A 21,320-nucleotide genomic window follows, 5' to 3' on the forward strand; every position below is an offset into this window, starting at 1 on the left:
AACAACTTGCCAGTAACCTTGCCCGCCCGCGCGGTCAAGGACGCCGTGCCTTCGTCGAGTTCGTTGCCGTTTCGTCCCGGCTGTTGCGCGGAGTCCACCGGAATCTCCACGCGGGCCGCCTTCCACATAAGTACCTGTCCGTTCCGTGCAAGGTGAACTTCAGGCAGTGCAGCGAGGGTTATGTGGTGCCGTGTCCAGAGTGTGACGAACAGTAGTCGGGTGATGACCGCAGGCCATCGCGCGTTCGGTTTTACGTTCGAGCGAGCGTCATCGTACATGCAATCCGTTGGTCTGAACCATTCTTTTCTCGCAAAATATTTGCCGGATATATAAGCACTCGGGGGGGCAACGGCGGATGTTGCCCTTTTGGGCACTCAACTGCCCTCTGTACAGGCGATGTTGCCGACGGCGAGGACGCTCTACGATGACCGCGACCGGCTCGGCGAGCGCGACGACCCCGGAAGGGACCCGGACGACATGGCGCGGATAGAGCAGGGCAGGGTGAATGTCGACACCGGCCACGGATTCGTCCTCTTCCTTGTGGGAATGCGGATCAATTACCTCTGGAAGGTGCACAGGTGGTGGCCGGCGTTCACCGCGATGCCGAAGCTGCTGGTGGAACTCGGCGAGGATCCGGAACTCGGACTGCTGGGCAGCAGAATGAGCCGCAGGGGACGTACGATCACGGTCGTGCAGTACTGGCGTTCGGCCGCACACATCGAGGAGTTCTCGAAATCGCGGGAACACCGGCACAGGTCGTACTGGAAGTGGTTCAACCGCGCCGTCGGCAGCGGCGGGGACGTCGGCATCTGGCACGAGCTGTACCACGTGCAGCCGGGATCCTATGAGGCCCGCTATATCAACATGCCGGAATTCGGGCTCGGCGCCGCTTTCAGCGCGGAACCGGGCCGCAGAGCCGAACCGGAATGAGCCTGGAAGGCGGCGGGAGGCACCGGATCAGGGTAATTCGGCGCCGCGTGTGCGGATTTCCCCGACGGTGTCCGCGACGCCCGCGGACACCACGGCCAGCGCCCCCGCGTGGCCGTTCCCCGGCGCCAGATCGACCAGGTGCCAGCCCGGCACGGCGGTGGAGACGTCGTCCGCGTCGAGGGCGCGGCCGAGGCCCACGCCGAGTCCTTTGAGGTACGCCTCCTTGCGCGTCCACAGCCGCGTGAACGCGGCGGAGCGCAGCGCCTCAGGCGCCGTCCGCACCACCGCGCGCTCCGCCGGGTGCAGCCGCTCCACCACACTCGGCTCGGGCGGCGCGGCCTTGACCGGCTCCACGTCGACGCCCACCGGGCCGGGCGCGACGGCGACGAGCACCAGCGCACCGCCGTGCGACAGCGAGAACTCCGGGCCGCCCGCGGGCCGTTCGAGCACCGGCCGGCCGTGCGGACCGCCGCACCGGGGGCAGGCCCGCCGGCCGAAGCGGAGCGCCGCGGGCGCGGTGCCGGTCAGCTCGCCCAGCAGCCGGCGCAGCTCGGCGTGGGCGACGCCGTAGCGGATCCGGTCGGCCCGGCGCAGGAAGCTCGCGTGCCGCCGCCGCTCGGCGTCGTCGAGCGCCGACAGGTCGGGCTCTGCGCCGGGCCCGGCGTCGAACGCCCAGACCCGCGCGCCCCCCGGCAGCCCCGGCGGCGCGGCGGCGCCGGGCGTGACCCGTACGCCCGCGAAGACACCGCCGGGCGCGTCCGCGACCCGCACCGCCGCCCCGGACCCGTCCGCGGCTCCGGCCGCGCCGGCGCCGCTCGCCACCGCAGCCGCCCCGGCCGCTTCCCCGGGAACTCCCCCGTCCCGCTCCGGCGCCCGGCCTCGCGCGTGCTCCGCCATCGCCGTCTCACCCCCGTTTCGAACAGCCCCTCCGCGCCGCCCCGTTCGCGCCCGGCGGCGCTCAGGCGTTGCTCAGCGCGGGCCAGCGTATACGCGTCGTGCACAGCGATACGAGCAGCGCGGACGCGGCGACGGCACCCATGCCCCACGCCAGCCCGGCACCACCCGCGATGAAGCCGATCACCGCGGGCCCGCCCAGCAGCCCCGTGGTGCCCATCGACGCCACCAGGGACAGCGCGTCGGGCCCCTCCCGGGCGGCCGCGACGTACACGCACGGCGTCACGGCCGCCACGCCCAGCCCGACGCACGCGAACCCGAGGAGCGCCGGCACCACCCCGCCCGCGAGCACCGCGAGGGCGAGGCCCGTGCCCGCCAGCGCGCTGCCGAGCCTGACCACGGGGCCGTCGCCCCAGCGGGTGCGCCAGCCGTCGGCGAAGAGGCGGGCGACGACCATCATCACGGAGACCACCGCGATGCCGAGCGGCGCGATCTCGGGCGCCGCGTCGGCGACGTCCTCCAGGTAGAGCGTCGACCAGTCGTTCATGGCGCCCTCGGTGAGGGTGCCGAGGGCCATCGCGCACCCCATCCACAGCGTGACGCGCGAGGGCAGCCGCCGGCGGCGGCGCTCCTTCTCCGGCTGCCGGAAGCCGTCCTCGGCGGGCAGCCCGGTGCGGGCGACGGCGAGCAGCGCGAGGAGCAGCACCGCGGCCACCGCGAAGTGCGCGGCCATCTCCTCGGTCGCGGTCTGGACGGCGGACGCCAGCAGCGCGGCGGCCAGCGACCCGGCGCTGAACGTCGCGTGCATCTTCGCCATGGCGGTGCGCTCGTGGATCTTCTCCAGCGCGGCACCCTGCGCGTTCATCGCCACGTTCAGGCAGCCGACGGCGACACCGTCGGCCGCAACCACGACCAGCGCCACCGGGTAGTCGGGCGCGGCGGCGAACGCGGGCAGGAACAGCAGCAGGGCGCCGGCCGAGGCGAACGCGAGGCGCTTGGCGCCGATCGCCTTCATGAGGTGGGCGACCAGCGGGAAGGAGGCCGCCGCACCCGCGCCGCAGGCCATGAGCAGCAGCCCCAGCTCGGTCGCCGTCAGGTCCAGCTCGTCCTTGACCCGCGGCAGCCGGGACACCCAGGTGACGTACTGGAAGCCCAGGAAGCAGAAGAGCGCCGCGATGGCCACCTGGGCGCGGCGGAAGTCGTCGCGTATCCGCGGCATCGTCATCGGCCCGCTTCCCTGGACATGTAGACCGCCCACGGGCCGTAGCCGGGCGGGGGTGCCACGTCGTAGTGCGGGCGGTAGCCGCGGCGGGTCCAGAACGCCGAGGTGCCGGCGACGGCGACGAGGGAGATCCGGCGGAACCGGCGGGCGCGGGCGGTGGCGGTGAGCCGGGCGAGCAGGCGCCCCGCGAGGCCGGCGCCGCGCAGGTGCTCGGCCACGACGATGTCGTGCAGGTGCAGGTTCTCGGTGGCGTGCCGGGACTCCTCCGCGCCGCGCAGGTCGGGACAGCGGAACTCCGGGTACGGCAGCGCCAGTAAGTAGCCCTCCGGGGCGCCGTCGGCGTCCAGGACGAAGCAGGTGCCGGGCGAGGCCCGGCCGCGCGACTCCAGGGCCGCCCGGCCCTCGGCGAGCGCCCGGCCGGCGTACGCGCGGTCCTCCAGCGCGGCGATGGCGCCCCAGTCGTGGGCGGCGATGTGCCGGATGCGCACGTCAGCCGGCGCGCAGGCAGGTGTGCGGTAGCGGGCCATAGCCGTTGAACCCCCGGGTCATGTAACTGACGGCGTACGCGCCGCTGGAGAGGATCCACACCGGATCCCCGGACGCGGCCGCCCTGGGCACCTGCACCGGTACGCGGCCCTCCGCCAGGACGTCGTCGCTGTCGCAGGTGGGTCCGGCGACGACGGCCGGCACCAGCTCCGCGGCGGCGCCGTGGGAGGGGAACACCAGCGGGTACTGCAACTGGTCGACCTCGTACAGGCCGTTGAACTTGCCGCAGCTCAGGAAGAGCCAGTAGCCCCGCCCGCCGTCCGGGTGCCGCCGTGAGGAGAGCCGCGCGACGTGCGCCCGGATCGCGCCGTGGTCGGCGACCAGGTGCCGGCCCGGCTCGACGACGAAGCGCAGCGGGCCGCGGGCCGCGGCGCGCAGCCGCGCCATGCCGGCGCGGATCGCCGCGAACGTCTCGTCCAGCTCCGGCACCAGCGGCCGGCCGCGCAGGTCACGGTAGCCGAGCGCGGGCAGGCCGCCGCCGAGGTTGACATGGTCGAGGTGGATGCCGCGCCGGGCCAGGGCCGCCAGCACGTCCGCGAAGGTGTCGAAGGCGCGGCGCCACGCCGCGGCCGTCATCTGCTGCGAGCCGACGTGCACGGAAAGACCGGCCGGGGTGAGCCCCGCGGCCCGTGCCCCGGCGAGCACCCGCACCGCCTCCCCGGGCGTGCAGCCGAACTTCCGGCTGAGCCCCCACAGCGCGCCCTCGCCGCTGGTGGCGAGCCGGCAGAACACCCGCGCGCCGGGAGCGAGTGCGGCGATGGCCAGCACGTCCTCGGGGCTGTCGGTGGCGAAGTCGCGGACCCCGAGGCGGTGCGCGGCGAGGATGCCGCGGTCGGACTTGACGGTGTTGCCGTAGTGGATACGGGCCGCGGGCGCGCCGGTGCGGAGCGCCTGCGCGACCTCGCCGGGGCTGGCGGCGTCGAACCCGGCGCCCTTCTCCGCGAGCCGGGCGAGCACCTCGTCGACGGGGCACGCCTTCATCGCGAACCTGACGTCGACGCCGGGCAGCCGGCGCCGCAGCTCGTCGTAGCGCTCCTCGATGCCGGGCAGGTCGTAGATGATCCGGTCGTCGTCGGCGGCGGCGAGTGCGGCGCGCAGCCGCGCGGTCACGGCGGCGGTCGTCGCGGGGGGCGCCGGCGGGGCCGGCCGCGGGGGCCGTACCGCCGCGGTCACCGGACGGTCCCCGGCACGTCCGTCGCCGCGCTCGCCCGTACCAGCGGCTCCCACGCGGCGATCAGCAGCGCGAAGTCGGCCATGTCGCGGGCGGCCTCGTCCAGCAGGTCAGGGCCGCGCGCGGCCAGCAGGCCGGCGAACTCCGCGTATCTGCCGCCGAGCTTGCGGTACCCGATCTCCAGGGCCGTCAGCCGCATGACGTTCTCGTCGCGGTCGAGCCGCGCGCTGCGCGCGACCGGTTCGCCGACGGCGGCGGCGCGCGGGCGGTGCCGGTCGTCGAGGAGCGCGGCGCCGGCGGCGGCCAGTTCGCCGTAGACGACGTTGAAGTACCGCATCGACAGCAGGAACTTGGCGAACCGCATCTGGTACGCGGTGAAACCGGCGCCGGTCTTCCGCTCACCGGTGTGGTAGTTGACGACGTGCCGGTTGTGCAGGACGCCGGGCAGGGTGGCGTCGTGGACGAGGTGGAGGAGGAAGTAGTCGCTGCCGATCGTGTCGGTGGCGGGCGGCAGCGGTACGGCCTCGTACACGCCGCGGCGGAAGGCGACGTTGCACATGTCGACGCGCATCGGGTCGACGGCGCCGAGGACGGCGTGGTCGCCGCCGAACGCCTCGGTGCCCGCGCCCTTGAAGGACTCCTCGACCAGCGCCCGCTTGCGCTCCTCCGGCCAGTGCGGCGGCGCCCAGAGGCTCACGACGTCGTGGTAGACGGCGGGATCGAGGTCGTTGACCTCGGCGATGTCGACGGACATCTCGCCGACGAAGGAGGCGCCGACGAGCGAGACGGGCTTGTGGGCGTGCAGCGGGTTCAGCGCGTCGGCGTCGACCCGGCGGGCCGCGTCGGCGGCGGGAAGCCCGAGGGTGGCGAGTTCGTGGTGGACGGGGAAGACGGGCCGGCCGCCGGCCGTCTGGTAGCGGCTGTCGGAGTCCCGGCGGTGCACCGAGCGGCAGCCGAGGGCGGCGGCGAGGAGGAACGCGCGGTCGGTGCAGGCGCCGTACGACACGGCGTCGGGCAGCAGCAGGCGCAGCAGCTTCTCCGCCCCCGCGACCCGGGCGCGGCGGAGCACGGCGGCGAGGAACGTACGCTGCTCGGCCTCGCCGAGGTGGTGCACGACGACCCCGGGCACGGGCGGCAGCCCGGCGACCGCGGCGGCGTGGCCCGCGCGGTCGCGGGCGGCGGCGGAGTCGAGGATCAGGAAGTGCACCTCGGCGCCGAAGTGGGCGGCGGCGTGGACGGCTTCCTCGTGGACGGCGGCGATGGTGGCCGCGCAGGCGCGGTTCGTGGGCAGCGTCAGGCAGATGCGTGCCACGGCTCCCCCGTCCGCTCCGGCTCCGCCGCGGCCCGGCCCCCGGCGGTCCCGCCGGGTGCGGCGTCCGGCGCGGGCCCGCGCCAGGAGTCGAGCCCGAGGAGCTTGCGGCCGAGGCCGGTCAGCGCGGCGGGTCCGTACCGCTCGGACTCGTGCCGGCGGGAGTCGCCGAGCAGGGTGGCGTTCCAGTCGGGGGTGCTCAGGGTGCGCCAGGACTCGACGCGCGAGCGGCGCAGCCGCTCGTGCTCCTCCAGGGCGGGCATCATCGAGAGGTACTGCACGGCGCGTACGCCGCTTTCCGAGGCGTTCGCGGCGACGCCGTGGGCCAGCAGCCCGTTCCAGATCAGCAGGTCGCCGGCGGCCAGTTCCGGGCGTACGACGGGGAACTCGGCGCGGTCGGTGTTCGGCCGGATCGGGTCGCGGTCCGCGGGCCGGCCGAGCTTCCACTTCTCGAAGTCGCGGAACAGTTCGGGAGCGCACTGGAAGCCGCCGCGGTCGGGGCGGGTGTCGTTGAGCGCGATGATGCCCTGCACGCGCTGCGGGAGGACGGCGAGGGTGGTGTCGACGTCCCAGTGCAGCTCGATGTCGAAGCCGGTGTCGTTGGGCTCGATGAGGGTGCGGCTGCGGTTGCCGACGTTGGGCGGGTTGAGGTTCAGCCGGTCGAGCGTCACCCACAGCTCGTCGCAGTCCCAGACGTCGGCGAAGGCGTCGTAGACGCGGCGGGTCTGGCGGCTGTCCCAGATCAACTGGTGCTGGTACGCCTCGACGAAGCCGTAGACGTGCAGGTCGCGGTCGAGGTCGGAGCGGAACTCGCGGTCCTCGTACCAGGTCTCGGGGCGGTCGGGGTCCAGGCCCTGGAAGTCCCAGGCGAAGTCGAGCAGCAGGGCGGCGGCTTCCGCGGGTATCGCTTCCCTGACCACGACGTAGCCGTAGGTCTGCCAGTGGGCGTAGTCCTCGTCGGACAGCACGCGCAGCGGGCGGGACTTACGGATGTCGCGTAACGGGGTGCGGGCGAGGTAGGACTCGCCGTCGGCGCTGAAGTACGGGGTGTCGGAAGCGGCACGGTAAAGGTACGGGCCGGGGTCGGGCATGGAACGTCCTCCAGAAGTGGAACTCGTTGCGTGCTGCCGTCACACCGCGCCGGTGAGGACCTCGGCCGCGGCGATGCCGGAGACGCGCGTGGCACCGTGGGTCGACAGGTGCACGGCGCCGAGCCGGTCCTCGGCGGGCAGCCCCATCTCGACGACGAGCGCGTCGGGCCGGCGCCGCAGCAGGTCGGCCAGGGCCTGCCACATCCACGGGTGGCGGGCGGCGTCGCGGACGACGACGACCAGCTCGCGGCCGTCGGCCGGGCGCAGCGCCCGGCCGTCGAGCACGTCAGCGGCGCCGCCGGCCGCGCCGGTCAGCTCGGACTCGCCGAGGCGCACCGAGGTGGTGCCGGGGCGCAGGGCGCGCAGCGGTTCGGCGACGCCCCAGGGCGTACGGCCGTCGATGGCGAGGCTGGTGACGGGCGAGAACTCGACGACGTGCGGATCGCCGGCGAGGGGGAAGCGGGCCGGGCCCGCCGGGTCGTGGTGGACCCGGACGGCGCGGCGGGCGGCGACGAGGCCGATCTCGTGGTGGGCCCCGTCGCCGCCGCGGGGGTCGCCGGCGGGGACGCCGCGGGTCAGCGCGGCGGACCAGGCGGCGAACTCGTGTACCCGGGCGGCGGCTTCCGCGAGCCGCTCCGCGGGCAGGCTGCCGTCGCGCACGGCGGCGACGATGGCGGCGGTCAGGTCGGTGGTGACGGACTCCTCGGCGTTCTCGCCGCCGACGCAGACGGCGTCGACGCCGCCGGCGAGCGCGCGGACGGTGGCGCCGTCGATGCCGTACAGATCGGAGACGGCGCCCATCTCGATGCCGTCGGTGACGACGAGGCCGGTGAAGCCGAGTTCGTCACGCAGCAGGTCGCGGATGATGCGGGGGCTGAGGGTGGCGGGGAGGGTGTCGTCGTAGGCGGGGATGAGCATGTGCGCCGTCATGACGGTGCGTACGCCCGCCTCCATGGCGGCGGTGAACGGCGGCAGCGCGGTGCGGGCGATCTCGCGGGCGTCGGCGGCGACGTGCGGCAGGCCGTGGTGGGAGTCGACGCTGGTGTCGCCGTGGCCGGGGAAGTGCTTGGCGCAGGCGGCGACGCCTGCGGACTGCAGGCCGCGGATCCAGGCGGCGGTGTGCCGGCAGACGAGGTCGGTGCGGGCGCCGAAGGAGCGGACGCCGATGACGGGGTTCTTGGGGTTGGAGTTGACGTCGGCGGAGGGGGCGTAGTTGAGCGAGACGCCCATGGCGTGCAGTTGGCGGCCGATGTCGTACGCGACCTGCTCGGTCAGCTCGACGTCGTCGACGGCGCCGAGGGCGAGGTTGCCGGGGCGGGTGGCGCCGGTGCCGGCCTCGATCCTGGTGACGTCGCCGGCCTCCTCGTCGATGGCGATGATCAGGTCGGGGTTCTCGGCGCGCAGCTCGGCGGTGAGGGCGGCCACCTGCTCGGGGTGGACGATGTTGCGGCCGAACAGGACCACGGACGCCAGGCCCTCGCCGATTCTGCGGCGCAGCCAGTCGGGCGCGGTCGTGCCCACGAACCCCGGCTGGAGAACCGAGTTGGCAAGCCGGGCGAGTTCGGGGTTGTTGGCTGCCATGGAGACCTCCGCGGGAGCAGGGGCGGGACGGCGGCCGCGGCGGACTGCGGGGCCGGGCGCGCGACGGGTGCGAGTGGGGTGGAAGGAGGGTCGGAAGGGGCTGACGTGGCGACGAAAGACTTGGTACAGACCAATGCCGGATACTGGCCTATACCAATCGGGAGTGTCAAGGAAGTCCGCGATCCGGGCGGAGGCGGAATGCCCTGCTCCGCAACGCTCGGCGGCCGGGGCCGACCTGCGGGTGGCCTGCGGACCACGCTCCGTACGGCGGTTGCGTGGGCGCGCTCCCGGGCGGGAAGCCCCGGTCCTTCGCGGGTGTTGAGGTTGACAGCCTTTGACAGGGGCCGCCGGCCGGACTGCGGCGGCGGCGTGCCGGCGGGACAATGGCGGCGAGGTGGCGCACGCGGCGCGTGCGCGTCACGGCAGCAAACCCGGAGGTGCCCCATGGCCGCCCAGCTCACCGACCCCGTCGTGGCCGCCTTCGTCGCGGCGCTCAACGCCGGTGACAGGGACGCGTTCTTCGCGCTCCTGACCGACGACGCGACCATGACCGACGACGGCACCGAGCGGGACCTGGCCGCGTGGACCGACAAGGAGGTCTTCTCCTCCGCCGGGCACATGGACGTCGAGTCCGTCGGCCCCGACGGCCGGTCGCTCGTGGCCACGTACACGAACTCCACCTGGGGCGGCATGCGCACCCGCTGGTCCTTCACCGTCGACGGCGACCGCATCAGCCACTTCGACACCGGGCAGGCGTGAGCCTCCGCGCCGGGCGCAATCCTGCACCTGGTGGAGAAATCCTCCCGGGTTACCCGTTTGCTACGGTGACGCCGTGGACGGCAAACCAGGGCTGCGCGAGCGTAAGAAGCAGCGGACCCGGGAGGCGCTCTCCGAGGCGGCGATCACCCTGTTCCTGCGGCACGGCTTCGCCGCGGTCTCCGTCGCCCAGGTGGCCGAGGCGGCGGAGGTGTCCAAGCGCACGCTCTTCGCGTACTTCCCAAGCAAAGAAGACCTCGTCGCACACCGCCTCGCCGACCACGAGACCGACGCCGCCCGCGCGGTACGCGCCCGCCCGCCGCGCAGCGCACCGGTGGCCGCGCTGCGCGAGCACGTCCTGCGCGGGCTGCGGGAGCGGGCCACGGCCACCGGGCTCGATGACCGGCCGGACGTCCGCGCGCTGTACCGGATGATCCTCGACACGCCCTCGCTGGCGGCCCGGATGGAGCGGTTCAGGACCGGCGCGGAGCGTGCGCTGGCCGACGCGCTGCGGGAGACCGCGGCCGTCCCGGAGCCGACCGCGCGGCTGGCAGCCGCCCAGATCGTCGCGGTGCAGTGGGCGCTGGCCCGGGAGAACGCCGAGCGGCTGGCGTACGGGGAGTCCGCGGACGACCGCTACCCGGGCGCGGTGGCGGCCGCCGAGCAGGCGTTCGCGCTGCTGGAGAACGGGCTGCGGCGGCTGCCGCGGGCGCGCGGGCGGCGCCGGGGCCGTACCGGCTGAGAACCGGCCGAAGGCCGGCCGGGACCGGCCGGGGGCCGGCGCCTACGACACGATCGCCATCTCGCGGGCCGTGTCGTTGAGCCGCCGCCCGCCGGTCTCCGTGACGGTGACGATGTCCTCGATGCGTACGCCGAAGCGGCCCGGCAGGTAGATGCCGGGCTCGACGGAGAAGCACATGCCGGGCACCAGCGGCTGCTCCTCGCCCTCGATCATGTACGGCGGCTCGTGGGTGGTGGTGCCGATGCCGTGCCCGGTGCGGTGGATGAAGTACTCGCCGTAGCCGGCGTCGTCGATGACCCGGCGCGCCGCCCGGTCGACGTCCTGGCAGGCGGCGCCGGGACGGACCGCCCGGAAGCCGGCCTCCTGCGCCGCGCGCACGACGTCGTGGATCTCCCGCTCCTCGGCGGTGGGCTCGCCGACGTGCACGGTACGGGTCGTGTCGGAGCCGTAACCGTGGACGAGGCCGCCGAAGTCGAGGACGACCATGTCGCCGTCGCGGATGACCCGTTCGCCGGCCTCGTGGTGCGGGTCGGCGCCGTTGGGGCCCGAGCCGACGACGGTGAAGTCGACCTGGGAGTGCCCGAACCGGCGCAGCAGCGCGGCCAGTTCCCCGGCCACGTCGGACTCCTTGCGGCCGGCGAAGCGCGCCTTCCTGATCTCCTCGTACGCGGCGTCCGCGGCGGCACCGGCCGCGGCCAGCCGCGCCAGTTCCGCGTCGTCCTTGACGGCGCGCAGCATCGGCAGCCCGTCGGAGACGGCGACGTAGCCGGAGTCGGGCAGTTCGCGCTGGAGCCCGAGCAGGTGCAGGGCCCAGGCGTCGTCGCTGACGGCGTACCGGCCGCGGGGGTCGAGCAGCGGTGCGGTCACGGCGTACGGGCTGGTGCCGTCGGTCCAGTCGCGCAGGGTGAACGCCGGCCCGCCGGCCGCCTTGGCGGCGTCGCCGGCCTCCAGCTTCGGCACCACCAGCACCGGACCGGCCCCGGGCGCGAGCACGAGCAGGGTGAGCCGCTCGGTGGCGGCGGGCGGCGCGTAGCCGGTGAGCCAGAGGAGGTCGGGGCCGGGGGCGACGAGCAGCCCGGCGAGCCCGGCGCCGGCGGCGGCGCGGGCGGCGTGCCGCATGCGGGCGCGGTAGTCGTCGGCGGTGAACGGGGCGAAGTCGCCGGTCATACGTGCTCCTCGGGGCTCTTCGGGGCTGGTCGGCGGGGTGGTCCCGGCTGCCATGAACGTACTCCCCGCGCCGCCGTGACGCACGTAACGCAAGTCGACTTGCATTAGGGACGGTCGGGGTCGTACCTTAAAGCAAGACCTACTGCGTTAACTGGCTGGAGGCCCCCGATGGTTCTCACCCCGGACTTCTGGACGCTGTTCACCGTGTTCGCGGCCGGCGGCATGGCGCTCACCGCCGCGACCGCGGCGCTCGTCGCCGCCCTCCCCCGCACCCGCGCCGACCGGCCGGCGCCGCACTGACCTGCGCTACGTTGGCGGGATGCCGGAAAGCAGCCGCCAGCCCGCCACCGCCGCCCGCAGAACGGGCGGCCGCAGCGCCCGCGTCCGCGCCGCCGTGCTGCAGGCGACGGTGGACGTCGTCCTGGAGCGCGGCGCCGACGCGCTGTCGATCGCCGAGGTCGCCCAGCGCGCCGGCGTCCACGAGACGTCGATCTACCGCCGCTGGGGCACCAAGTCCGCCCTCGCCCTCGACGCGGTCCTCGACCGCACCGCCACCGGCCTCCCCACCCCCGACACCGGCACCCTCCGCACCGACCTCCTCGCCCTCCTCCACGACACCGCCGCCTTCGTCCGCACCCCGCTGGGCGGTCTGCTGCTGCGCATGGCGGTGCAGGAGGACCTCGCGGAGTACGAGGCGGCCCGCGACCAGTTCTGGACCACCCGGTTCGCGGTCGGCGCGACGGTCCTCGACCGCGCCGAGTCCCGCGGCGAACTCCGCCCGGGCGTCGACCGCCGCCTGGCCTTCGAAGCCCTGACGGGCCCGCTCCACACCCGCCTGCTGCTGACCCGCGAACCACTGGACGACGCCTTCCTGGAGGGCACGGTGGACCTGCTGCTGACGGGCATCAGCACCTGAACCCCGGCGCGGCGACAGGCGGTTCCGCGACAGAGGCATCCGGCCCGCCGTCGAGTCCGCCGCCCGGCCGGCACCGGCCCGACCGGACGGCCGGGGCGGCCGCGTGACTTCGCATCCGCAGAAGCGGGCTGCCCCCGGGGGACCGTGCCCGGGCTTGCGGGAATCCTGTGCTCACCTGGGGGGACCCCCCTTGCGCGCCCGGCGCACGCATCCGTGCGCCCCGTCCCGCTCCCCTGGTGCATTCGTACCGGCGTGGCGATGGTGTGGTCTCCCCGGCGTGCGGGCGGGGCGCCGCCATCACGGGAGGGGATCCGACCGCGGGGCGAAGAGCCCGCGGGTCGATGGTGGAGCGACGGGTGGAACTACGGGCTCTGGGACCGCTGGAACTCTGGCAGGGCGAGCAGCGCCGCGACCTCGGTTCGGTCAAGGAGCGCTGCGTACTGGCCGTACTGGTGCACGCGCGCGGGCGGTCGGTCACCGCCGAGGCGCTGACCGACCGCGTCTGGGACGGCGCCCCGCCGCCGAGCGCGCAGGGCACGCTGCACAGCCTGCTCTCGCGGCTGCGCAGCAAGCTGAAGCCGTACCGGGACGCGATCGAGCTGGAGCGGCCCTCGCCCGGCGTGTACCGGCTGCGGGTCCGGCCCGGGAGCGTCGACCTGCTGCGGTTCGAGGAGTTACGGGCCCAGACCGCGACGGCCGTCGCGCAGGGCGAGCGGCGGATGGCGGTCGGGCTGCTCCGCGCGGCGGAGTCGCTGTGGCGGGGCGAGCCGCTGGCCGAGTTCCCGGGGACGTGGGCGTCCGCCACCCGCGCCCGGCTGCTGGAGGACTTGCGCCGGGTGCGGGAGCAGCGCATCCGGCTGGAACTGGAGGCGGGCGGGCACTCGGATCTGATCGGGGAGTTACAGGAGTTGGTGGCGGAGAACCCGCTCGCCCAGCGGCTCGTCGCCTCCCTGATGCTGGCGCTGTACCGCTGCGGCCGGCACGCCGAGGCGCTGGACCTCTACCGCACCACGCACCGCAGGCTCGACGAGGAGCAGGGCATGGCGCCTGCCGCGGAGCTGCGCGACCTGCACCGGCGCATCCTGGAGCAGGACCGCGAACTGCTCGCCGCGCCCACCCCCGCCGCCGGCACCCCGGTCGACGCGGCGGTGACGCCCGCGCCCCGTACCAACCTGCCCCGCGACACCCACGACTTCACCGGCCGGACGAGCGAGCTGAGCCTGCTCCTCACCGATACGGCTACGAGGGCTGCGGAAGGCGGGCGGGAGAAGCGGGCGTTACCGCTCACCCTGATCCAGGGAATGCCCGGCGTCGGCAAGACCAGCCTGGCCGTCCACGTCGCGTACGGGCTCAGCCGCGCGTACCCCGACGGGCAGCTCTTCCTCGACCTGCGCGGGTTCAGCGGGCAGCCGCCCTGCGACCCGGCCGAGGCGCTGGCCATTCTGCTGCAGACGTGCGGGGCGCCGAAGCTGCCGGACACACTGGACGAACGCGCGAGCGCGTGGCGGGAGTGGACGGCGCGCCGGCGGCTGCTCCTGGTCCTCGACAACGCCCGCGACGCCGCACAGGTCGAGCCGCTGCTGCCCGCCTCGCCCGACTGCCGGGCGATCGTCACCAGCCGCAACCGGCTGCGGCTGGACGGCGCCGGGGAACTGCACCTGGACGTGCTGCCGGCGGCGGAGGCGGCCGAGTTGTTCACGCGGGTCGTCGGCGCGGCCAGGCTGCCCGGCGACGGCGCGACGCTGGCCGGCGTCGTGGCCGCCTGCGGCTGCAACCCGCTCGCGGTCCAACTGCTCGCCGGCCGCTTCCGGCACCGCGGCTCCTGGGACCTCCCGCACCTCCTCGACCGGCTCAGCCAGGCCGGCGACCCCCTCGACGAGCTGGACCCGGCGGTGGCCGCCGCCTTCCGGCTGTCGTACGAGGAACTCAGCCCCCCGGCCCGGGAGATGCTCTGCGCGCTGGCCCTGGCCCCCGGTCCCGACCTGCCGCCGACCGCGATACTGGCGCTCGTGGGCGCCGCGCCGGACATGCCGCCGGCGGGGCCGCGGCGCAGCATCGACGAACTGCAGGACTGCAACCTGCTGGACGAGCCCGTACGCGACCGCTACCGCCTCCACGACCTCACCCGCCTCTTCGGCCTCCAGGCCGGCCGGCACGCCCTGCAACCGGCCGCGCGCCAGGCGGCGTTCGACCGCCTCGCGGCCCACTACCTGACCGCGGCCCACCGCGCGACCCGCCTCGCCCACCCGCGCCACCGCATTCTGCCGCTGCCGCCCGGCCTGGTCTCCCCGTACGCACCACGGTTCGCGGATGCGGACGTGGCGTCGGTGTGGCTGTCGGTGGAACGGGCCAACCTCCTTGCCACCGCGGCCCACGCCGCCACCGCGTCCCCGGCGACGGCGGCGCTCTTCCCCCACGTACTCGCACCGTCCCTGGAGCGCTGGGGCGCCCGCGAGCCCGCGGCCGCCCTCTACGACGCGGCCCTCGCCGTCCTGCGCACCCGCGGGGACACCGCCACCCTGGCCCGCACGCTGGTGGACCGCGCGGCGCAGCTCGCCAAGGAGAACCCGGAGGAGGCCCTGCGCAACGCCCGCGAGGCGCTGGCGGAGTTCCGCCGGGGCGAGGACGAATCCGGGTGCGCCGACGCGCTGTTGCAGGTGGCCAGGGCCCATGTCACGGCCGGGGACAGCGAGGCGACCCTGCGTGTGCTGAACGAGGCGCTGAGCCTGTACGCGAAGGACGGGAACCGCCACGGCGAGGCCCAGTGCCTGAACGTCAGGGGACTCGCGCTCCGGTACGCCGGGCGGCACCGCGAGGCGGTGGAGACGGCACACGCGACGCTGGCCCTGCGCCGGAAGATTGGCGATCTCTACGGGGAGGCCATGGCACTGAACAACATCGGAGAGCTTCGGCGCGGCGAGGGCGACTACGCCGCGGCCCGCGCCTGCTACGAGCAGTCGCTTGCCCTGATGCGGCGCTGCGGCGAGCGCGGTGACCTGGCCATCCTCTCCACGAACCTCGGCATCGTGCACCACGCGACCGGCCACACCTCGGAAGCGCTGGCCTCCTTCCACCAGGCGCTGCAGAGCCACCGGGCCGCCGGCGACGCCCTGGGCGAGGTCCACGCGCTGACGAGCCTGGGCAACCTGTACGCGGAGTGCGGCCGGCGCAGTGAGGCCGTGCTGCACTTCGGCATGGCCGCTCGGCTGGCCGCGACGATCGGGAACGCGTACGAACGGCAGCGGGCGCTGATCGGGATGGCCGACGTGCACCGGCTGTCGGGCAAGCTCACGGCCGCGCGCGAGACCTACGAACTGGGCCACCGGATCGCCGACGAGGCCGGCATCCCTCTCGGCAGCGCGCACGCGCTGGAGGGGCTGGCAAGGGTGGCACTGGCGGCGGGCGACGAGGGCGAGATGCGGCGGTGTGCGGAACTGGCGGTGGGGCTCTACCGCGCGCGGGAGGCGCACCCGGATGCGGCCAGGGTGGCGCGGCTGCTCCGGGAGCATGGAATGACCGGCTCCTGACATAGCTCAGAAGCCGGTCTCCCGGGGGGTCGCTGACGCTGCGTCAGGCAGTCGCGTGTATGCCGGCGGCGGTGGGCTCCGCGTACATCCACTGGTCGGCACCTGCAATGAATGCGACTGCAAATACGGCGGTGCAGGCAGTCAGCCGGAATATGGCACTCACGACGCACTTCTCCCTGAGGTTCCTGGAATGAAAGACTTCGGTACGTGATCCTCCGCGCGAGGGCTCCCATTTTCTATCGCGAACGGGGTCGTTCGCTCAAGTTTTCCTGGAAGCCGGGGCCTCGAAGGCCGCCGTCAGCAGCGTCGTCAGGCGCTCCGCGTCGTCCGCCCCCGGCGGGTCCGCCGGGGGCCGGCCCGGGTGGAAGCCAGGTCCGCCGCGCCCGGGCGGTCGGCGCGGGTGCGGAGTTCGCCGGGGAGGCGCGGGAGGCGTTCAACTCCGGGATGGCCAGCGCCCTCGTCGGCGGGCTCGCGGTCGTCGTGCTGGGCGGCGGGGTGGCGGTGGCGCTGCTGCGGCGGGTCCGGTAGCCGGGCCGGGCAGCGGGCGGGAGGCGGTCCTCGCGGGACGAGCGCTGGGGCCCACCCCCGTCGTACGAGCCGTCAGCGCTTGTCCGGCTCCGCGCGCACCACCGCCACCGGGCAGTCCGCGTGGTGCAGCAGCGCCTGGCTCACCGAGCCCAGCAGCATCCCCGTGAAGCCCCCGCGGCCCCGCGCGCCCACGACCACCAGCGCCGCCTCCCGGCTCGCCTCGATCAGCGCCTCCCGGGGGCCGCTTCGCAGCACCCGGCGGTCGACGTGCACGTCCGGGTACCGCTCCTGACGGCCCGCCAGCGCCTCGGCGAGCACGCGCTCCTCGTTCGCGGCCAGGTCGCCCGCCCCGCTCGCGTACGGCTCCGCCGGATCCTGCGGCGGCGGGACCTCGGCCTTCCACGGCGACCAGACGTGTACGGCGACGAGTCCTGTGCCGCGCATCGACGCCTCGGCGAAGGCGAATTCGATGGCCGCGTCGCCGGACGGCGAGCCGTCCACGCCCGCGACCACCGGGCCCTCGCGCGCCGGGTCGCCCTCGCCGCGTACGACGAGCACCGGGCAGTGGCCGTGCGCCGCCAGGTGCACGGCCGTCGAGCCCAGCAGCAGGCCGACGAACGCGCCGAGCCCGCGGCTGCCGACGACGGCCAGCGCCGCGCCGCGCGACTCCTCCGCCATGACCGGAAGGGTGTCGCCGGTGACGACGGCGCCCTCGGCCTCGACGTCCGGTTCGGCCTCGCGCGCGTGCCGTACCGCTTCGGCCACCACCTGCTCCGCCTGGTTACGCAGCCCGCCCTCCGGCGGACCCATCGACGACGGCTCCAGCGGAACCCGCATCATCGGCCAGAAGAAGGCGTGCACGATGCGCAGCCCGGTGCCGCGCAGCCGCGCCTCGCGGGCCGCCACGGCGACGGCTTCCAGGCCCTCGGGAGACCCGTCGACGCCCACCAGCACCGGTGCACTCACATCGGCCTCCGTCTGTGCGCGCGGCGCGCCCGGCGCCGCTGGATCCACGTACGGTCACCAGACTTGCCCACCGCCGCCGGTCCCGCCAGCCGGCGGCGGGTGAGCGGGTGAGCCGGTGGACCGGTGCGCGGCGCCGGGTGCGCATCCGGGGCGTACGGGCCCGGAGGCCCCCCGCGTCAGTGCGCCGTCAGCGCCAGCGCCTCGTGCAGCTCCGCCGGGTCCTTCCGCACCTCGGGACCGGCCAGCCGGGCCGTGGCCCGGCCCGATGTCAGCACCGTCACCGTGTCGGCGCACTGCGCGGCCGACGCCGGGCTCGGCGAGACCAGCAGCACCGCGAGCCCCTCCCCCGCCAGCGTGCGGACGAGGTCGAGGATCTGCCCCACCAGCACCGGCGCCAGGCCCTCCGTCGGCTCGTCCAGCAGCAGCACGCGCGGCGAGCCCAGCAGCGCGCGGGCCAGGGCGAGCATCTGCTGCTCGCCGCCGGACAGGTCGGTGCCGCGGTGGGTGCTGCGCTCGCCGAGCCGCGGCAGCAGGTCGAGCACCCGCTCCGGCGTCCAGGGGCGGGCGGTCCCGCCGTCGCGGGGCGGGCGGTGCGCGAGGCGGATGTGCTCGGCGACGGTCAGCCGGGCGAAGACCCGGCGGCCCTGCGGTACGAGGCCGACGCCGGCCCGGGCGATGCGGTGCGCCGGGCGCCCGGTGACGTCGCGCCCCGCGACCTCGACGGTGCCGGTGGCCGGGCGCAGCAGGCCGGCGACGGTGTGGACGAGGGTGGTCTTGCCGGCGCCGTTGTGGCCGACGACGGCGTGCACGCTGCCCTCGGGGACGTCGAGGTCGAGGTCGTGGAGGACGGTGCCGCCGTGGTAGCCGGCGGACAGCCCGGAGATGCGGAGCATGGGTCGGGTCACCTCTTGGCGCCGGTGTCGTGGGCGTCGGCGGCATCCGGAGCGCCGGCGGGCGCCGGGGCGTCGGCCGTGGTGGCGGCGTCCAGGTACGCGCTGCGCACCTCGGGCAGCTCGAAGACCTCCCGTACCCGGCCGGAGGCCAGCACCCGCCCGGTCACCAGCACCGTGACCGTACGGGCCAGCCGCGCGACCACCTCGGTGTTGTGCTCCACCAGCAGCACGGCGATGTCGTCGTCCAGGGCGCCGAGGACGCCGAGCAGCCGGACCACGTCCCGGTCGGTGAGCCCGGCGGCGGGCTCGTCGAGCAGCAGCACCCGCGGGCGGGCGACGAGCGCGGCGGCGAGGTCGAGCAGCCGGCGCTGGCCGTGCGACAGGGAGCCGGCCGGCCGGTCCGCCACGCCGGCGAGGCCCACGTCCGCGAGCCGCTCCGCCGCCGCCGCGGCCAACTGCCCCCGGCGCGCGCTCCGCCGCCAGGCGCCGCGGCGCTCGGGGTGGTGCCGCCAGGAGGCGAGCACCACGTTGTCCAGGACGGTCAGGTCCGCGATGGCGGTGGGCTGCTGGAAGCTGCGGGCCACGCCGAGGCGGCTGCGCCGCGCGGGTGCGGTACGGGTGACGTCGCGGCCGAGGAAGGTGATGGACCCCTGGTCGGGGCGCTCGGTGCCGGCGATGAGGTTGAGCAGGGTGGTCTTGCCCGCGCCGTTGGGCCCGATGAGGGCGTGCCGGGCGCCGGCGGGCAGGTCGAGGGAGACGTCGTCGACGGCGGTGAGGCTGCCGAAGCGGCGGGTGAGACCGGCGAGTTCGAGGGCGGTGGGCGCGGTGGCGGGTGCGGTGGATGCGGTCACGGGGAGCCCTTCCGTACGCGGGCGGCGGAGCCGGATGCGGTCGCACTGCCGCCTTCCGTCCGAGGAGCGGGGCGGCAGGCGGCGGACGCCGCCGTCCGGCCCGTACGGCGGGCGGGGCGGCCCGCGGCGCGCGCGGTCACGTCGTCCCCTTCCGTGTCCGGGCCGGCGGGCCCGGCTCCGCGGGCTCCGGCGGATCCGGCGGCTCCGCGTCGCCCGGGCTGCGCGGCGCGGGCAACCGCCCCGCGGCGCCGCCGTCCTCCTCGCCGTCCGCGGCGGCCGCGCGGGGTGCCCCGGACACCAGCCCGGCGAGCCCGCGCGGCAGCAGGTAGACCGCCGCGACGAACAGCACGCCGAGCAGCAGCGGCCCGTGGCCCGGCCACGAACCGGCCAGCCAGTCGCGGGTGTAGACGATGAGCCCCGCGCCCACCAGCGCGCCGATCACCGAGGTGATGCCGCCGATGACGGCCGCGAGCAGCGCGAGCGCGGCGATCTCGAAGCCGACGTCGGCCGGCGAGACGTAGCTCTGCACGGCGATGAGCAGCGAGCCGCCCGCGCCCGCGAGGGCGCCCGCGCCGACGTACGCCAGCAGCAGGTACCGCGTCACGGGGTGGCCCGAGGCGCGCATCCGCTCCTCCGCCTCCCGGGAGCCGGTGAGCAGCTTGCCGGCCGGGGAGCGCAGCAGCACCAGCGCCACGGCGACGACGCAGACGACGACCACCGCCGCGTACTGGTAGATCGCCAGCTCCTCGAAGAGCGGTTCGCCGCCCCAGAACGCCTGCGTGGAGGGGAACCCGGCGAGGCCGTCGGTGCCGCCGGTCACGGACTTCCACTGGCCGATGGCGATGGCGGTCAGCTCGCCGACCGCGACGGTGATCATGAGCACGGTGGTGCCGCGGGCGCGGATCACCGCGGGGCCGGTCACGACGCAGAACGCGGCGGCGACGGCGGCGGAGATCACCACCTGCACGGGCCCGACCGTCCAGTCGTTCTCGGCCAGTTTGGCGGTGGTGTACGCGCCGACGGCGAACGGCGCGGTCTGCCCGAGGGTGGGCAGCCCGGCGTAGCCGGTGACCACGGTGACGCTGACCGCGAGCAGGCCGAGGGCCAGGGCGTAGCCGGCGAGGGAGAGGGCGTACGCGTCGAGCATCGTCGGCAGCACGGCCAGCACGACGACCAGGGCGAGCAGCGGGGCGGCGGCGCGGGCAACCGTGGCGGCCCGCCCGGCGCCGGTACCGCCGGCAGCGGCAGCCGCCTTGGCCCTCCGCGCCGCCTGCATCCCCCGCCAGGGCCAGGGCACTCGCGCCAGCCTGCGGCGCAGCCGCTCCGCCGGGTCGGGCGGCGGGTCCGCGTCGTGCTCCGGGCCGTGCGGCTCGGCGAGCCCGCGGCCGGAGCGCAGGATCAGCACCGCGGCCATGGCGGCGAAGAGCAGGTACGGCGCCCAGTCGGGGGCGACCGACACCCCCAGCGTCTGCACCTCGCCGACGCCGATGGCGGCGACCAGGGTCGCCCACAGCGAGCGGAGCCCGCCGAGGACCACGACCACGAGGGACAGCATCAGCACGGTGTCCCCGGTACCGGGACCGGGGCCGATGATGGGCGCGCCGAGCACGCCCGCGGCGCCGGCCAGCGCGCCCGCCGCGGCGAGCACGCCGGTGTGCACGACCCGGGGGCTGAGCCCGGTGGTGGCGAGCATCTCGGGGTCGTCGGCGGCGGCCCGTACGGCGGCGCCCGCGCGGGTGCGGGTGAGCACCCAGGTGCCGGCCGCGGCGAGGACGACGGCCATGACGATGAACCCGAGCCGGTAGGCGGGGTAGCGGTGGCCGAGGAGGTCGACGGAGGTGTCCAGCGCGTCCGGGATGCGTACCGGCATCTCGTCCGCGCCGAACCCCTCCACGAGCAGGTTGCCGCCGATCAGCGCGAGGCCGAAGGTCAGCAGCGCCTGGTCGAGATGCCCGCGGCGGGCGAGCGGCGCCGTCGCGGCGGACAGCAGCGCCCCCGCCGCGCAGGCGGCCGCGGTGCCGGCGACGAGACCGAGGACGAGGCCGCCCCAGGTCCCGTCGCTCAGCTCGGCGCCGGTGTAGGCGCCGACGGCGTACAGCGTGCCGTGCGCCAGGTTCAGCACCCCGGCGGTGCCGAACGCCAGGCTCAGGCCGGCGGCGACGACGAACAGCAGCAGCCCGTAGGCGACGCCGTCGACCGCCGGCACGAGCTGGGCATCGAGCGCCCCCAT

General features: G+C 75.3%; 18 protein-coding genes. 6 read left to right on the forward strand and 12 right to left on the reverse strand.

All coding sequences use genetic code 11. From position 1 onward, the window contains the following. Nucleotides 1–396 precede the first annotated feature (396 nt). Nucleotides 397–930 carry a DUF4188 domain-containing protein gene (locus CXR04_RS03125; protein WP_234380021.1) on the forward strand — a complete coding sequence of 178 codons (534 nt, stop codon included), beginning with the start codon at nucleotides 397–399 and terminating at the stop codon, nucleotides 928–930. Nucleotides 931–957: 27 nt separating this feature from the next. Here CXR04_RS03125 and CXR04_RS03130 read toward each other — a convergent pair whose 3' ends face one another. The 7 genes from CXR04_RS03130 to CXR04_RS03160 all read right to left on the reverse strand — a co-directional run bounded on the left by CXR04_RS03130 (nucleotide 958) and on the right by CXR04_RS03160 (nucleotide 8,744). Then, the gene (locus CXR04_RS03130) at nucleotides 958–1,827 is read right to left on the reverse strand and encodes a 4'-phosphopantetheinyl transferase family protein (RefSeq protein WP_234380022.1); all 870 of its coding nucleotides are present in this window, start codon (nucleotides 1,825–1,827) and stop codon (nucleotides 958–960) included. A gap of 61 nt (nucleotides 1,828–1,888) precedes the next feature. After that, the gene (locus tag CXR04_RS03135) at nucleotides 1,889–3,043 is read right to left on the reverse strand and encodes an MFS transporter (RefSeq protein ID WP_101426163.1); all 1,155 of its coding nucleotides are present in this window, start codon (nucleotides 3,041–3,043) and stop codon (nucleotides 1,889–1,891) included. A 2-nt stretch (nucleotides 3,044–3,045) separates the two neighbouring features. Then, nucleotides 3,046–3,573 carry a GNAT family N-acetyltransferase gene (locus tag CXR04_RS03140; protein WP_101420373.1) on the reverse strand — a complete coding sequence of 176 codons (528 nt, stop codon included), beginning with the start codon at nucleotides 3,571–3,573 and terminating at the stop codon, nucleotides 3,046–3,048. Beyond that, complete coding sequence (locus tag CXR04_RS03145) at nucleotides 3,536–4,765, reverse strand: type III PLP-dependent enzyme (protein ID WP_442802351.1); 1,230 nt, start codon at nucleotides 4,763–4,765, stop codon at nucleotides 3,536–3,538. The genes CXR04_RS03140 and CXR04_RS03145 overlap by 38 nt, the downstream gene beginning before the upstream one ends. Beyond that, nucleotides 4,762–6,075, reverse strand: coding sequence for a DUF6271 family protein (locus CXR04_RS03150; RefSeq protein ID WP_101420375.1), 1,314 nt, complete (start codon nucleotides 6,073–6,075; stop codon nucleotides 4,762–4,764). Before CXR04_RS03150 ends, CXR04_RS03145 begins: the two co-directional genes overlap by 4 nt. Next, the gene (locus CXR04_RS03155) at nucleotides 6,057–7,163 is read right to left on the reverse strand and encodes a phytanoyl-CoA dioxygenase family protein (RefSeq protein WP_101420376.1); all 1,107 of its coding nucleotides are present in this window, start codon (nucleotides 7,161–7,163) and stop codon (nucleotides 6,057–6,059) included. The genes CXR04_RS03150 and CXR04_RS03155 overlap by 19 nt, the downstream gene beginning before the upstream one ends. 39 nt (nucleotides 7,164–7,202) lie before the next feature. After that, a complete protein-coding gene (locus CXR04_RS03160; RefSeq protein ID WP_101420377.1) occupies nucleotides 7,203–8,744 on the reverse strand; it encodes a glycoside hydrolase family 3 protein in 1,542 nt (513 codons plus the stop codon). Between the two features lie 444 nt (nucleotides 8,745–9,188). Here CXR04_RS03160 and CXR04_RS03165 point away from each other — a divergent pair, with 444 nt between their 5' ends. Continuing rightward, nucleotides 9,189–9,503 (forward strand): nuclear transport factor 2 family protein, encoded by a 315-nt coding sequence (locus CXR04_RS03165; protein ID WP_101420378.1) that lies wholly within the window; start codon nucleotides 9,189–9,191, stop codon nucleotides 9,501–9,503. 73 nt (nucleotides 9,504–9,576) lie between these two features. Beyond that, nucleotides 9,577–10,242, forward strand: coding sequence for a TetR/AcrR family transcriptional regulator (locus tag CXR04_RS03170; protein WP_101420379.1), 666 nt, complete (start codon nucleotides 9,577–9,579; stop codon nucleotides 10,240–10,242). Nucleotides 10,243–10,284: 42 nt separating this feature from the next. Here the strand turns inward: CXR04_RS03170 and CXR04_RS03175 are convergent, their stop codons facing one another. After that, nucleotides 10,285–11,409, reverse strand: a complete 1,125-nt coding sequence (locus CXR04_RS03175) for an aminopeptidase P family protein (RefSeq protein ID WP_101420380.1) — start codon at nucleotides 11,407–11,409, stop codon at nucleotides 10,285–10,287. Nucleotides 11,410–11,577: 168 nt separating this feature from the next. Here CXR04_RS03175 and CXR04_RS36355 point away from each other — a divergent pair, with 168 nt between their 5' ends. From CXR04_RS36355 to CXR04_RS03185, 3 genes are all read left to right on the forward strand, one after another. Beyond that, nucleotides 11,578–11,709, forward strand: a complete 132-nt coding sequence (locus tag CXR04_RS36355; RefSeq protein ID WP_267898172.1) for a hypothetical protein — start codon at nucleotides 11,578–11,580, stop codon at nucleotides 11,707–11,709. A 19-nt stretch (nucleotides 11,710–11,728) separates the two neighbouring features. Then, nucleotides 11,729–12,325: a TetR/AcrR family transcriptional regulator gene (locus CXR04_RS03180; RefSeq protein WP_101420381.1), complete on the forward strand. Its 597-nt coding sequence runs from the start codon at nucleotides 11,729–11,731 to the stop codon at nucleotides 12,323–12,325. A gap of 356 nt (nucleotides 12,326–12,681) precedes the next feature. After that, entirely contained in the window at nucleotides 12,682–15,852 is a 3,171-nt protein-coding gene (locus CXR04_RS03185; protein ID WP_234380023.1) for an AfsR/SARP family transcriptional regulator, read from the forward strand. Nucleotides 15,853–16,452: 600 nt separating this feature from the next. On the opposite strand, the gene CXR04_RS03190 is transcribed toward CXR04_RS03185, so the two are convergent. The 4 genes from CXR04_RS03190 to CXR04_RS03205 all read right to left on the reverse strand — a co-directional run bounded on the left by CXR04_RS03190 (nucleotide 16,453) and on the right by CXR04_RS03205 (nucleotide 21,320). Then, nucleotides 16,453–17,346 carry a universal stress protein gene (locus tag CXR04_RS03190; RefSeq protein WP_101420383.1) on the reverse strand — a complete coding sequence of 298 codons (894 nt, stop codon included), beginning with the start codon at nucleotides 17,344–17,346 and terminating at the stop codon, nucleotides 16,453–16,455. A 176-nt stretch (nucleotides 17,347–17,522) separates the two neighbouring features. After that, the gene (locus CXR04_RS03195) at nucleotides 17,523–18,239 is read right to left on the reverse strand and encodes an ABC transporter ATP-binding protein (protein ID WP_101420384.1); all 717 of its coding nucleotides are present in this window, start codon (nucleotides 18,237–18,239) and stop codon (nucleotides 17,523–17,525) included. An 8-nt stretch (nucleotides 18,240–18,247) separates the two neighbouring features. Then, nucleotides 18,248–19,090, reverse strand: coding sequence for an ABC transporter ATP-binding protein (locus CXR04_RS03200; RefSeq protein ID WP_101420385.1), 843 nt, complete (start codon nucleotides 19,088–19,090; stop codon nucleotides 18,248–18,250). Between the two features lie 136 nt (nucleotides 19,091–19,226). Then, complete coding sequence (locus CXR04_RS03205; RefSeq protein WP_101420386.1) at nucleotides 19,227–21,320, reverse strand: branched-chain amino acid ABC transporter permease; 2,094 nt, start codon at nucleotides 21,318–21,320, stop codon at nucleotides 19,227–19,229.

This window comes from Streptomyces sp. CMB-StM0423 (assembly GCF_002847285.1).
Classification (GTDB): domain Bacteria; phylum Actinomycetota; class Actinomycetes; order Streptomycetales; family Streptomycetaceae; genus Streptomyces.